The sequence below is a fragment of the Natrinema sp. H-ect4 genome, from assembly GCF_041894845.1.
Taxonomy (GTDB): domain Archaea; phylum Halobacteriota; class Halobacteria; order Halobacteriales; family Natrialbaceae; genus Natrinema.
Genome location: NZ_JBHDYC010000006.1, coordinates 168,030 through 181,585, shown reverse-complemented (window position 1 = coordinate 181,585; position 13,556 = coordinate 168,030). Strand labels below are relative to the sequence as shown.

Annotated in this window: 7 protein-coding genes and 1 pseudogene; 4 read left to right on the top strand and 4 right to left on the bottom strand. The window is 64.1% G+C overall.

The window, feature by feature from the left end; all coding sequences use genetic code 11:
* Positions 1-38: 38 nt before the first annotated feature.
* The 4 genes from ACEWFR_RS10080 to ACEWFR_RS10065 all read right to left on the bottom strand — a co-directional run bounded on the left by ACEWFR_RS10080 (position 39) and on the right by ACEWFR_RS10065 (position 8,327).
* On the bottom strand, positions 39-1,073 hold the full coding sequence (locus ACEWFR_RS10080) for a segregation/condensation protein A (protein WP_374060901.1): 1,035 nt from the start codon (positions 1,071-1,073) through the stop codon (positions 39-41).
* The gene (smc, locus tag ACEWFR_RS10075) at positions 1,066-4,656 is read right to left on the bottom strand and encodes a chromosome segregation protein SMC (RefSeq protein ID WP_374060900.1); all 3,591 of its coding nucleotides are present in this window, start codon (positions 4,654-4,656) and stop codon (positions 1,066-1,068) included. The genes ACEWFR_RS10080 and smc overlap by 8 nt, the downstream gene beginning before the upstream one ends.
* A gap of 90 nt (positions 4,657-4,746) precedes the next feature.
* Complete coding sequence (locus ACEWFR_RS10070) at positions 4,747-5,058, bottom strand: hypothetical protein (protein WP_374060899.1); 312 nt, start codon at positions 5,056-5,058, stop codon at positions 4,747-4,749.
* Between the two features lie 224 nt (positions 5,059-5,282).
* Complete coding sequence (locus ACEWFR_RS10065; RefSeq protein WP_374060898.1) at positions 5,283-8,327, bottom strand: PAS domain S-box protein; 3,045 nt, start codon at positions 8,325-8,327, stop codon at positions 5,283-5,285.
* A 372-nt stretch (positions 8,328-8,699) separates the two neighbouring features.
* On the opposite strand from ACEWFR_RS10065, the pseudogene ACEWFR_RS10060 reads away from it, so the two are divergent.
* The 4 genes and pseudogenes from ACEWFR_RS10060 to ACEWFR_RS10045 form a co-directional block, all read left to right on the top strand.
* Positions 8,700-8,820: pseudogene (locus tag ACEWFR_RS10060) on the top strand (D-beta-hydroxybutyrate dehydrogenase); the annotation flags it as partial.
* Positions 8,821-8,822: 2 nt separating this feature from the next.
* On the top strand, positions 8,823-10,853 hold the full coding sequence (locus ACEWFR_RS10055; RefSeq protein ID WP_374060897.1) for an AMP-binding protein: 2,031 nt from the start codon (positions 8,823-8,825) through the stop codon (positions 10,851-10,853).
* A gap of 49 nt (positions 10,854-10,902) precedes the next feature.
* A complete protein-coding gene (gene gatB / locus ACEWFR_RS10050; RefSeq protein WP_374060896.1) occupies positions 10,903-12,399 on the top strand; it encodes an Asp-tRNA(Asn)/Glu-tRNA(Gln) amidotransferase subunit GatB in 1,497 nt (498 codons plus the stop codon).
* Positions 12,400-12,561: 162 nt separating this feature from the next.
* A complete protein-coding gene (locus ACEWFR_RS10045) occupies positions 12,562-13,530 on the top strand; it encodes an MBL fold metallo-hydrolase (protein ID WP_374060895.1) in 969 nt (322 codons plus the stop codon).
* Positions 13,531-13,556 lie beyond the last annotated feature (26 nt).

Sequence of the window (13,556 nt, the reverse complement as noted above, 5' to 3'; positions counted from 1 at the left end):
CCGGTACGAAGCGTCACTCTCAAGCCGGTACGGAGAGTTCAGTCGGCGATCGCTTCGGTCGCCTCGGCCTCCACTGCCGCCTCCATGACCCAGAGATCGCCGAACAGTTCGTCCTGCTCGAGCGTCACCGTCCCCCGATGAGCCAGAAAGAGCAAGGCGAGGTAGGTCATCACGCGCGTGCCGCCGATCCCGTCGATTTCGGCGTACAGCACCTCGTCGCGGCCTCGCTCGTAGTGCTCTTTGAGCTCGGCCTCGACATCGTCGATGACCGCCTCGATATCCTCCTCGTGGGTCGTGTGGGTCACGTCGTCGCTGGTCGGCTCGTCGTCGACCCGGAAGTCATCGCCCGAGTGGTAGTTCAGCTCCTGCACGCCACGATCGTATCCCTTCGGCGAATCGCTCGTGTCGTAACTTCGTGATTCCTTCCACCAGGTGTCGCGCTCGGCGGTCCGAAGCTCGCGGACCAGTTCGTCCAGCGTCTCCGGCTTCCCGCGGGCGTGCTTGCGCTCGAGGCGGCGCTCCATCTCCTCCTCGAGGTTCTCGACGGGATCGAACCCCGGCGGATACTCCCGACCGTCGTCGCCCTCCGGGTCCATCGGCCCGTCGTCGGCGAAGGGCGCTTCCCACGGCGGGAGCTCCTCCTCGTCGGGCTCGTCGGTGGCGAACAGCTCGTCGCTTTTCATCCGCAGGAGGACGCTCGCGTAGAACAGCGCCCGCCCGGAGGTTCGCAGGTCGACCTCGTCGATCGCCTCGAGGAACTTGTCGGTGACCGCGACGATGTCGATGTCCCACGGGTCGATGTCGCCGTCCTTCGCGAGCTGAACGAGCAGTTCGACGGGCTCGACCGTCTCCTCGTCTTCGTCGTCTTCGTCGTCGTCGGACGTCTCCGTGGCCGTTTCGACGTCCGCGAACTCGAGGACGGAACCGTCGGCCCCGACCGGCGGGCTCTCGTCGTCGGAATCGTCGTCCGTGCTCGCGTCCGCATCCCCGGGGCGCTCGCGGTCCTCGTGGCCCGCGATATCGAGGGGGATCTCGTCCCCCCCATCGGTATAAAAATCGTCGTGATTAGTCACTGACCGGCACCTCCTCCCCGCTGCCGTCGCCGCCGTCGCTCAGATCGATTCCAGTAACAGCGCTCACGTTATCTTGTTGCATCGTCACACCGATCGCCCGCTCGGAGCGGTCGAGCATCGCCGACCGGTGGGAGACGACGACGAACTGGGCCTTGTCGGAGAGTTCGTCGACCATCTCGCCGATCCGATCGGCGTTGACGGCGTCGAGGAAGGCGTCGACCTCGTCGAGCGCGTAGAACGGGGCCGGGTTGTGCCGCTGGATCGCGAAGATAAAGGCGAGTGCGGTCAGCGACTTCTCGCCGCCGGACATCGCGTCAAGCCGCTGGATCGGCTTGTCGCCCGGCTGTGCCTTCATCGTCAGCCCGCCGTCGAACGGATCCGCCTCGTTCTCGAGGTGGAGCGTCCCCGTCCCCTCCGACAGCTTCTCGAAGATCTCGGTGAAGTGGGCGGCGATCGCGTCGTAGGCGTCCATGAACGTCTGTTTTTTCTGGGTCTCGTATTGCTCGATCCGCTCGCGAATGCCGTCGGCCTCTTCGACCAGCGTTTCCCTGCCCTCCTCGAGCGTCTCGAGATCGCTCCGAACCTGGTCGTACTCGTCGATCGCGAGCATGTTCACCGGCTCCATCGCCTCCATATCCGTCTGCAGGTACTCGATCATCTCGAGGACGGTGTCGTGATCCGGCACGTCCTCGGGGTTGTAGTCGCCGACCTCCGATTCGAGGGACTCGATCTCCCACTCGAGGCTGCTCGCGCGCTCGCCGGCGTCCTCGAGTTTGCTTTCGACGGTGTTGACCCGATCTTGCTGTTTGTCGCGCTCCGTCCGAGCCTCGGATAGCTCCTCCTTGAGGTCGCTGCGCTCGGCTTTCAGTTCCGTGAGCTCTGCTTCGAGTTCCGCGACGGCCTCGTGTTTCGCCTCGAGGGTCTCGCGTTTCCCGTCGATTTCCGTCTCGTACTCATCGATTCGGTCTTCGTGCTCGGCCGTCCGGTTTTGCGCGGCCTCGATGTCGTCGTGGAGGTCCTCGATGGCGTCCTCGGCGTACTCCTTCTCGAGGCTTAGCTCGTTGAGTTCGTTGTCGAGTTCCTGTATGCGGTCCTCGCGCTCGTCGATCTCGGCCTCGAGCGCCTCGATCTGGTCGGTCAGCTCGGGAATCTTCGAGTCCGCGAGCTCGCGCTCGAGATCGGAAATATCCGCTTCGAATTCCTCGACCGTCGCCGTCTTCGCGTCGATCTCGTCGGAGATCTCGTTCATCCGCTCGTCGACCGACTCGCGCTCTTCGCGGAGCTCCTCGAGGTCCGACTCGAGGGATTCGATCTCGGCCTCGATCTCCTCGCGTTTCTCGTCGAGACCCTCGAGTTCGGACTCGATCGAGCGGACCTCGTCGGCCGCGTCGCTCTTGCGGTCGCGAGCGTCGTCGAGTCGCTCTTCGACGCCGCGGGCGTCCTCGCGAAGCGACTGCCGTTCTTCCTGCAGTTCCGTGATCTGTTTCGCAACGCGCTCGAGTTGGCCCTCGCCGCCGCCGGTAAAGGAGTAGCGCGAGCCGCCGCCGGAGCCGCCGGTCATCGCGCCGCTCTTCTCGACTAAGTCGCCGTCGAGCGTGACCATCCGATAGTCACCCATGTACGAGCGGGCGGTCTCGATGTCCTCGACGACCAGTGTATCACCGAGAACGTAGGAGAAGACTCCCGCGTATTCGCTGTCGAAGTCGACGAGGTTGTACGCGAAGTCGACGACCCCCGGATCACTCGGCGCGTTGGGGAGTCGACGCTGGCTCATGTCCGTCAGCGGCAGGAAGGTCGCCCTCCCCGCGTTTCGGGACTTGAGGTGCTCGATACACTGTTGGCCGATGACGTCGTCGTCGACGATTACGTTCGCCAGTCGACCGCCGGCGGCGGTCTCGCAGGCGACCGCGTACTCGCCGGGAACGGTCCCAAGCTGGGCGACCGCGCCGTGAACGCCGTCGATCCCCGAGTTGAGGATCGTCGTCACCGCGCGACCGAACGAGGAATCGCCGCTCTCGCCCGCGTTAGCCTCGAGTTCGGCGTACTCCTGTTGTTTGGCCTGGATCTCGTCGTCGAGGTCGTCGATATCGGACTGCAGCCGTCGCTTCTCGCTTTTCAGGTCGTCGACGACCTCCGCGATGTTCGCGCGATTCCGCTCGGCCTTCTCGAGTTCCCGCTCGAGGTCGCCGCGCTGGCTCTCGAGTTCGGGGAGCGCCTCGCGTCTCTCCTCGATCGTCTGCGCTTTCTCGCTGATGTTGTTCGACCGTCGCCGGGCCTCGTCGAGCAGGCGGTCCTGTTCGCGCTGGAGGTCGTTCCGCTCCGTCTTCACGTCCTCCAGTTGCTCCTTGCGCTCGGCCAGATCGGTCTTGAGTTCGTCGAACTCGGTATCGACGGCATCGATTTCGGCCTCGAGTTCGTCGCGTTCGGCCTCGCGTTCCTGAATCTCGCTCTTGATCGAGGCCTTCTCGAGTTTGTGCTCGCGCATCTCGTCCGTGAGGTCGTCGATCGTCTCCTGCTTGCGATCGATCTGGACGAACGCCTCGCGGCGCTTGGATTCGGCCTCCTCGATGGCGTCCTCGCTGGCCTCGATCTTGTCTTCGAGCCGCGAGATGTCGCCTTTGATCTCCTCGATTTCGCTTTTGATCCGGAGCTGTTCGTCCTCGCCCTTGCGCTCGATCTCGGCGTTCAGGTCCTCGAGGTCTTCCTGCAGGCGGACGACTTTGCCCTCGCGTTCGTCGAGTTCGCGCTCGAGTTCGCGGAGCTCGTCTTCGAGGTCGTCGACCTCGCGCTCGACCGACGCGAGTTCGGCGCGTTTCTCCTCGAGTTCGCTGGCTTTCTTGTAGCCCTCGTACTCCTCTTTTTCGCGGCGGAGCCGGCGGTAGCGCATGGCCTCCCGACGTTCGTCCGCGAGCTGGTCGAGGCGGTCGCGTTTCTCCTCGATGCGGAGTTCGGCCTCGTCGATCCGTTCCTGGACCGTCTCGAGTTCGCCGAAGGCGTCTTCCTTCTTGGCGTCGAACTCCGCGACGCCCGCGATCTCGTCGATGATCTCCCGGCGGGCGTGGGGCGTCATGTTGATGATCTCGGTGACGTCGCCCTGCATGACGACGTTGTACCCCTCCGGGGTGATCCCGGCCTGTGCGAGCAGGTCCTGAATGTCCGAGAGGTTGACCGAGCGGTCGTTGAGGTAGTAGTAGGAGTAGTAGTTGTCCTCGGTCTCTTTCACCCGCCGGCGGATGCGAATCTCGTCGACGTCGCCGACGTCGTCGCTGCCCGCGGCGTTGACGACCTGCGAGCGCTCGAGGGTGCCCTCGGCGTTGTCGAGAATCACCTCAACGGTGGCCTCGCGGGGGCCGCTCGCGGTCTCCTCGCCTTCGTGACCGGGGTTGTAGATGAGGTCCGTTAGCTTCTCGGCGCGAATCCCGCGGGTACGGGCCAGTCCGAGCGCGAAGAGGACGGCGTCGATGATGTTCGACTTCCCGGAGCCGTTCGGGCCCGTAACGACGGTGAAATCCTCGTAGAACGGGATCTTCGTCTTTCTACCGAAACTCTTGAAATTGTCGAGGACGATCGCTTTGATATACATTCTCTTTGCGCGACCTCCATACCGTCAGTAGCTGCCGAAACGAGGGAATCAATCCCTCCGCGGCATCCACTTCCGTTGTGTCGGCCGCAGTTATGCGACGATAATGTCGTCGCTACCTGAGTCTTCCGCTTCGTCACCGGTCGCTTCTTCCTCGACTTTCCCCTCGGCGTCCGCCGCCGCCTCGGCGACCTCGTCGGGTTCGGCTTCGGGTGTTTCGTCCGGCTTCGCTTCAGTCTCCTCGCTGCGACGTTCGGGGACGCGCGTCGGTGTGTCGGCGTCCAGTTCGGCCTCGAGGACGCGGATCCGCTCTTTCGCCTCGATAAGTTCGTCCGTCAGACCCTCTACCGTCGACTCGAGTTCCGCAACCGTCGATTCGAGCGTCTCGACGCGGTTGTTCGACATATCAACTAGGGGCCCGTCCGGCCACATAAACGTACGTCAGACGTACATAACTAATTCTACATATATTGGCCATGCCGCGTTTGCACTGGCTGCAGATCCGGTACCGGCCGCCCGCTGAATGGGATGACTGTGGAGACTGTGACAGCCAGTGTGAGAGGTATACAAACTGTAGCGGCGGGACGGGACGCGACGAATCGCGAGTGAAAACGAGACGCTCGGTGGACTTACGGCTCGAAATCGTCCACCGCGGGAAGTGTAAAGGAGAATGTCGCGCCCTCACCCGGTTCGGAGTCGACCCAGATCTCGCCGCCGTGGCGTTCGATGATCCGCTGACAGAGCGCGAGGCCGATCCCCGTCCCGGAATACTTCTTACGGCTGTGGAGGCGCTGGAAGACCTCGAACACGCGCTCTTGATCGTCGGGATCGATTCCGATGCCCTCGTCGTGCACCGAAATCACCCACTCTCGTCCCCGGCGTTCGGCGTCGACGGAAACTCGCGGCGGCTCGTCGCCGCTGTACTCGAGGGCGTTACTCAGCAGGTTCTGGAACACCTGTCGCAACTGGGCCGCGTCGCCCTCGGCGCGGGGGAGCGTGTCGGTCGTTATTTCGGCGTCCGTCTCCTCGATCTGGAGCTGTAGATCCGCGAGCACGCTCTCGAGGACCGAATCGAGGTCGACGGGTTCGATCGGATCCCCTTGCGTCTCGACTCGAGAGTACGCCAGCAGTCCATCAATCATGTCGCGCATTCGGTCGGCACCGTCGACCGCGAACGCGAGGAACTCCTCGCCGTCCTCGTCGAGTTCGTCGCCGTAGCGGCTCTCGATGAGTTGGAGGTAACTCGAGACCATCCGCAGGGGCTCTTGCAGGTCGTGGGAGGCCGCGTAGGCGAACTGTTCCAATCGACGGTTGGACTCCTCGAGTCGGTCGATCGTCTCCTCGAGTCTGCGCTGGTACTCCTTGCGTTCGGTGATGTCGTGGGCCATCGACACGCCGGCGAAGACGTCGCCTCGATTGTCGGTGATCGGGACCGTATAGAGCACCCACTCCCGGCCGGCGTACTCCAGTTCGACCGTTCGCTCCTTGCCCTCGAGTGCGGCTTGAAGCGCCGGTTTGAGCGTGTCGATCGTCTCCTCGGGCCAGACGTCGTCGAACTGTTCCCCCTCGGCTTCCGCCGGGTCCACGGGTATCTTGTCGAAGCCTTGCCCCGCGACCAGCGTGTACTCGAGGTCGTGGTCGAAGAGGGTGACGACGCCGTTCGGGAAGTGCTCGGCGAGGGTACGGTAGCGCTGCTCGGACTCCTCGAGTTCGCGTTCGCGCTTCTTTCGTTCCGTGACGTCGCGGTCCGAGACGACGATCGACACGACGTCACCCTCGTCGTTCGTGACGGGCCTGAAGACGCCGTTGAGCGTGTACTGCTCGCCGTCGGGTCGCGTGAGGTCGGCCTCGAAGTTGACGTACTCGCCGGCCGCCGCGCGTTCGGTCCACTCCCTGACCGAAGACCGAACGTCCTCGCCCTCTCCCCACCACGGCGTCTCCCAGAACGGCTCGCCGGTCACGTCAGCGAGGTCGGCGTCGATGTACTCCATCGCCGTCCCGTTGATATCCAGCACCATCCCGTCGGTCTCGAGCAGCCCGACGAGGATGTTCGGATCCTCGAAGATCGCTTCGAAGCGCCGCTCCGTCTGCTCGAGTTCCTGCTCGCGCTCTCTGCGTTCGGTGACGTCGCGGAAGTACACCGAGATCCCGGTCTCGGAGGGGTAGAGGTTCGCTTCGACACGGAAGTCAAGCGTGTCGTAGTACAGTTCGTAGCTGGTCGGCTCCTGCGTCTCCAGCGCCGTGTGGAAGGCGTCCCAGACCTCGTCGAGGTCACGGAGATCCGGGAACACCTCCCAGAGCTGTTCGCCGAGTAGCTCCTCCTCGGTCTGCTGGAGGAGTTCGGCGGCGCGCTCGTTGACGTGCGTGAATCGGAACTCGTCATCGACCGCGTAGAAGGCGTCGGAAATCCGCCCGAGAATGCGCTGGAGTTCGCTCTCGAGTTCCTGCTCGCGCTCCCAGCGGTCCGTCATATCGCGAGTTACCTTCAGATAGCCCCGATGGGTGCCGTTATCGTCCCGAACCGGCGTGATCGTCACGTTCGCCCAGAACCGCGTCCCGTCCTCTCGGACGCGCCACCCTTCGTCCTCGGCGGATCCGGTCTCGAGCGCTCGCTCGAGGTTTTGTTCGGGAACGTTCGCCGCTCGATCCGCATCGGTGTAAAACGTCGAGAAGTGCTCGCCGACGATCTCCTTGCGGTCGTAGCCCTTGAGGGTCCGCGCACCCCTGTTCCAGGTGAGGACGTGACCGTCCGCGTCCAGTCGGAAGATCGCGTACTCCTCGACGGCGTCGACCAGGGACTGAAACGCTTCCCTGTTCTCTTCTAGGTCCTCCTCGGACTGCTTCTGATCGGTAATATCGTAGTAAAATTCGACCCTGCCGCCGGCGAACTCCCCCGATTCGATCGGTTTACTCTGGTATCGGAGCCATCGGTCCTCGAGGTCGGTCCCGTCGTCCACGACCCGACACTCGAGGCGGTCGACGTAGTGATCGTCGTCGTACGACGAGAGGACGGTCTCGGCGAACGAATCGGCATCGGCAAACCTGTGTTTGAGGGTCTCGTCGATGACCGTCCGGTTGTTTCGCCCGACGAGACGCTCGTGATCGAGAGCGAAGTACTGCTCGATGGTCTCGTCGGCCCACGCAATCTCGCAGTTCTCGTCGAGGATACAGACGCCGATATCTGCTTTGTCGATGATGCTCGTGATCGAATCGTACGATTCCACCGCCGATGCGAGCGACTCCTGTCGGCGCTGTTCCTCGGTACGGTTGCGGGCGACGCCGATGGAGCCCCGGAACGTGCCGTCTTCCAGAAGGAGGTTGATCCGCAGTTCGTAGGGTATCGTGTCGCCGTCGACAGTTCTGACGGTGATATCGAACGTCGCGATGTCGTCCTCGTTGGGTGCGCCGATTTGGCTCGAAATCTCGCGTTCGATGCGTTCGATATCGCTATCGGCGAGCACGAGCGAGACGTGCTCGCCAAGGAGTTCGTCGCGCGTATAGCCGGTCGCCTCGACGATGACGTCGTTGACCGCGACGAAGCGTCCGTCCGTATCGACCTGGTAAATGCCGTCGTCGATCGTGTTGACGAGTGTCCGATACCGGTGGAGCGCAACGTCGTCGTCGTCGGCATCCCCCCAGAATGCCCCGCCGTCCGCGCCCGCTCGAGTACTCATGGATATCTGATAGCCGTTGAGCGGGGAAAAAACCCCCGCCGCGTTGCAGGTTTCCCCCGGTATCGTCCCGTTCGGCGAGGCCGTCGTCGACGAAGGAAAACGTAATAGAACGCGCACGAGAAGGCTCCAAAGCGGAGAATGTGTTCTCAACCGTCGTCGTTCAGCTGGCTCCTCGAGGCGTCTCGAGGACGCCCTTGAGCGACCGCTACAGTCGCCCCAGATCGCTGCCGGTGACCGGACAGCGAGGCGGTCGTCTGTTGGCCATTTTTATCGTGGTTCGCGGAGACGATTACATACGCAACATATCCCAGAAGCAGGTCACGGCGTCGACGTTTTCCCGCGAGGAACTCTGCCGGTTCGCCGACGAGTCGTTCACGGATGATGGAACCGATCGATGTCGCTACCCTTCCCACTGGGCTTTTCTGACCTCAGGCGACACCTCGACGGCGGCGACCTGTTGTTTGATGGGGGCATGACGCTTACCTACGAGTAGCAATGCCCGGAAACACCAGCCCGAGCCTCGAGGATATCGACGAGATCGCTCACGAACCGAGCCAGGAGTTCGTCGAATCGACCAACGTCGCCGAGTTCATGCAGACGTACGGGATCGACGACTACGACGACCTCATCGAACGGACGACGACCGAACTCGAGGGTGAACCCGAGAGCGGCGTCGACTGGTTCTGGGACGAACTGGTCGACTACCTCGGGATCGAGTTTGACGAGGAGTACGACGAGGTCCGCGATACCAGCGAGGGCCCGCAGTTCACCGACTGGTACCCCGGCGGCGAACTCAACATCGCCCACAACGTCGTGGATCGCCACGCGGCCGTCGACGAGGAGCGCCGGAACAAAGTCGCCACCATCTGGGAGGGCGAGCACGGCGAGGTCCGGGAGGTGACCTACCACGAACTCCACCGGCAAGCGAACCGGGTCGCGAACGCGCTCGAGGAACGCGGTATCGGAACAGGCGATACCGTGGGGCTCTACATGCCGATGGTCCCCGAAGTCGTCTCGATCCTCTATGGCTGTTTCAAGGTCGGTGCGATCGCCGTGCCGATCTTCTCGGGCTTCGGCGTCGACGCAGCCGCTACCCGGATCGCGGATTCCGAGTGTTCCGTGCTCTTTACCGGCGACGGCTTCTACCGTCGCGGCGACCCGGTCTTCCTCAAATCCGCCGCCGACGAGGCGATCGAGGAGGCCGGGCACGTCGAACACACGATCGTCTTCGACAGATTGGGGGCCAGCTCCGCGACCAGCGAACCTGAAATTCCCTGGATCGACGATCGCGACGAGTGGTGGGCCGACGCCGTCGAAATGCAGGACGACAAGTACGAGACGAAATCGCTCGACTCGAGTCAGGAATCGATGCTGCTCTACTCGTCGGGCACGACGGGCAAACCGAAAGGAATCGTCCACACGCACGCGGGCGTCCAGGTCCAGTGTCCCAAGGAGGTCTACTTCGGGATGGATCTCAAACCCGCCGACCGGTTCTTCTGGGTGTCCGATATCGGCTGGATGATGGGGCCCTGGAGTCTGATCGGGACCCACACCTTCGGCGGCACCGTCTTCATGTACGAGGGCGCGCCGGACTATCCCGAACCAGATCGCTTCTGGTCCATGATCGACCGCCACAAACTCACCCAGTTCGGCATCTCGCCGACCGCGATCCGCGCGCTCCGCAAACACGGGGACGAGTGGCTCGAGGGCCACGACCTCTCCAGCCTCCGGATTCTCGGTTCGACGGGCGAACCCTGGGATCCCGAGTCCTGGCACTGGTTCCACGAGAACGTCGGCGGCGGCGACTCCCCGATCATCAACATCTCCGGGGGTACCGAGATCTGTGGCTGCTTCCTGATGCCGATGCCGACGGAACCGCTCAAACCCTGTACGCTCGGTGGCCCGGGCCTCGGAATGGACATCGACATCGTCGACCGCGACGGGAACTCGGTCAGGGAGAACAACGAGCGCGGCTACCTCGTCGCCCGCGACTCGTGTCCGTCGATGACCAAATCGCTCTGGTCGGGCGACGAGCGGTATCTCAACGAGTACTGGTCGACGTTCCGGGACCCGCCCATGTGGGACCACGGCGACTGGGCCCAGAAGGACGACGACGGCTTCTGGTTCCTCCACGGCCGCGCCGACGACGCCCTCAACGTGGCCGGCCGCAAGGTCGGGCCGGCGGAGGTCGAAGGGGCGCTCATCGACCACGAGGCCGTCAATCAGGCCGCCGCGATCGGCGCGCCCGACGACACCACCGGCACCGCCGTCGTCGCCTACGTCGTCCTCGAGGCTGGAATCGAGGAAACGGACGATCTCCGGGAGGAACTGCGCGCGCAGGTCGGCGAGGAACTGGGTAAACCGTTCCGCCCGCGCGAGGTGCTGTTCGTGGATGAGTTCCCCAAGACCCAGTCGGGCAAGATCATCCGGCGGGCCATTCAGGCGACCTACACGGGCGAGGATCTGGGCGACATGAGCAGCATCGAGAATCCGGCGGCGCTCGAGGAACTCGAGGACGCGCGGTAGGCGAGTCCGTCCCGTTACGTTTTACCCCCACGGGCCCGAATCGCCTCCAATGACTGCCCAGACCGTCCAGCAGGGCGACCTCGTGACCGTCATCGGCCTCGAGGTCCACGTCCAGCTGGAGACCGACACGAAGATCTTCTGTGGCTGTTCGACCGACCCGAGCGACGAGCCTAACGACAACGTCTGCCCGGTCTGTCTCGGCCTGCCGGGGGCGCTGCCGGTGCTCAACGAGGGAGCCGTCGAGGCCGCCGTCAAGATCGGCAAGGCGATCGACGCCGAGATCCCCGAGGAGACCCGCTTCCACCGGAAGAACTACTACTACCCCGACCTGCCGAAGAACTTCCAGATCACCCAGTACGACGAGCCGATCTGTCAGGCGGGCGAACTCGAGATTTCCGTCGAGGGTCAGCGCCGGACCGTCGCGATCGAGCGCGCCCACCTCGAGGAGGACCCGGGAAGCCTCCAGCACGTCGGCGGCGGTGGCGGCATCGATTCGGCGGAGTACACCCTCGTCGACTACAACCGCGCGGGCACGCCGCTGATGGAGATCGTCACCGCGCCGGACTTCCGCAGTCCCGGCGAGGTGCGCGCCTTTCTGGCCGAACTCGAGGAGGTCCTCGAGTACCTGGGCGTCTTCGACGCCGAACGCGACGGCAGCCTGCGGATCGACGCCAACCTCTCGATCATCCCCGAGGAAGCGATCGACGGCGACGATACCGACGATATCGGGACGGACGCGCTCGAGGCGGCCAACCGGACCGAGGTCAAGAACATCTCGAGTCACAAGGGCGCCCAGAAGGCCCTGGCCTACGAAGAGACCCGACAGAAGAACGCCATCCAGCGCGGGCGCGCGGTCGAACAGGAGACCCGCCACTGGGACGAGTCGCGGGGAATCACCGTCTCGATGCGCTCGAAGGAAGAAGAGAAGGACTACCGCTACTTCGAGGAGGCGGATCTGCCGCCGCTGCGTGTCTCCCACTGGAAGGATGAGATTTCGATCCCGGAACTCCCCTCGGCCCGCCGCGAGCGGTTTCAGGTGGAGTACGATCTGAGCGAGGAGGCCGCCTCGAAGCTCACCTCGACCAAGCAGGTCGCGGACTTCTACGAGGACGTCGCGGGCGAGTTCGATCCGGACCTCGCCGCCACGTGGGTCGCGGACAACCTGCTGGGCGAACTCAACTACCGCGACATCGAGATTACGGAGATCGAGGGCCGCCTCGAGGAGGTCAAGCGACTCGTCGAACTCGTCGCCGAGGACGAGATCACGGCGAAGAACGCCCGCGAGACGGTCCTGCGATCGATGCTGGACGACGGCCGAACGCCGGAGGAAGTCGTCGCCGAGGAGGGACTGGGCAAGACCGGCGAGGACGAGGTCCAACAGGCCGTCGTCGACGCAATCGACGAGAACCCGGACGCCGTCGACGACTACGAGTCGGGCGACGACGGCGCGATCAACTTCCTCGTCGGCCAGGTTATGCAAAAGACCGGCGGCAGCGCGGACCCCGGTGACGTGAATCAGTTGCTGCGGGCCGAACTCGAGAGCTAATTGGCGGTTTAGTGGTTACGTTTTTCTTTTGATCTCTCACTCAGACTGACCAACCGACAGACGGTAGCGCGCGTTGTCGGCCGACCGAGTGAGACCGTCCCTTCGTCTCGTCCAGTTCCGCTATCGCGCGAATTATTAGCGGACAACATGTGGGTAGCCGATATGGACCGCATCGTACTCGGAAACGAGGAGTTCGAGGGTCGAAACAACGCCTACGTCCTCGCCGACGACGACGCCGACGAACTCGCACTCGTCGATACCGGCATCGCCACCGACGACATCCGTCGAGACCTCCGCGAGGGGCTCGCCGAACGCGGCTACGAGTTCGCCGACGTCGACGACATCGTCCTCACCCACTTCCACGTCGATCACGCCGGACTGGCCGGCGAAATCCAGGCTGAAAGCGACGCGACCGTCTACGTCCACGAGGCCGACGCCCCGCTGGTCGCACAGGATCCCGCCGCCGTCGCCGCCGTCGAGGAGCGGCGTCGGGAACTCCTCGAGGAGTGGGGCGTCCCCGACGATGCACGAGTCGAACTCCTCGCCTTCTTCGAGTCCGCGGAGATCGAGGGATCACCGGCCGATCCGACCCCGATCGAGGACGGGGAGAGACTCGCGGTCGGCGGTCGAACGCTCGAGACGGTGCACGCGCCGGGACACGCGGCGGGGCTGTGCTGTTTCGAAACCGAGAGCGGCGACGAGGCGTTCGTCGGCGACGCCCTCCTGCCGGTGTACACGCCGAACGTCGGCGGCGCGGACGTCCGGGTCGAGCGCCCGCTCGAGCGCTACGTCGCGACGTTGGATCGACTCATCGACCGCGACTACGAGCGGGTCTGGCCCGGCCACCGCGATCCGATCGCGGAGCCGACCGCCCGCGCCGACGCGATCCTCGAGCACCACCGCGAGCGAACGGACACGATCCTCGCGTTTCTGGACGACCACGGACCGGCTGACGCCTGGACGGTCAGCGCCCACCTGTTCGGCGACCTCGAGGGAATCCACATCGTCCACGGACCGGGGGAGGCCTTCGCCCATCTCGATCACCTCCGCCACGACGGCGTCGTCGCGTTCGAACACGGCGAGTATCGCCTCCGTGAGGAGCCAACCGGGCTCGAGGACGAAGTCCGTTGAACGGCAGTTGATGGCCGCTCGGGCTC

Coding starts and splice junctions, on each gene's coding strand:
- smc (WP_374060900.1), bottom strand. CDS start 4,656: ATGTATATCAAAGCGATCGTCCTCGACAATTTCAAGAGTTTCGGTAGA.
- ACEWFR_RS10070 (WP_374060899.1), bottom strand. CDS start 5,058: ATGTCGAACAACCGCGTCGAGACGCTCGAATCGACGGTTGCGGAACTC.
- ACEWFR_RS10065 (WP_374060898.1), bottom strand. CDS start 8,327: ATGAGTACTCGAGCGGGCGCGGACGGCGGGGCATTCTGGGGGGATGCC.
- ACEWFR_RS10055 (WP_374060897.1), top strand. CDS start 8,823: ATGCCCGGAAACACCAGCCCGAGCCTCGAGGATATCGACGAGATCGCT.
- gatB (WP_374060896.1), top strand. CDS start 10,903: ATGACTGCCCAGACCGTCCAGCAGGGCGACCTCGTGACCGTCATCGGC.
- ACEWFR_RS10045 (WP_374060895.1), top strand. CDS start 12,562: ATGGACCGCATCGTACTCGGAAACGAGGAGTTCGAGGGTCGAAACAAC.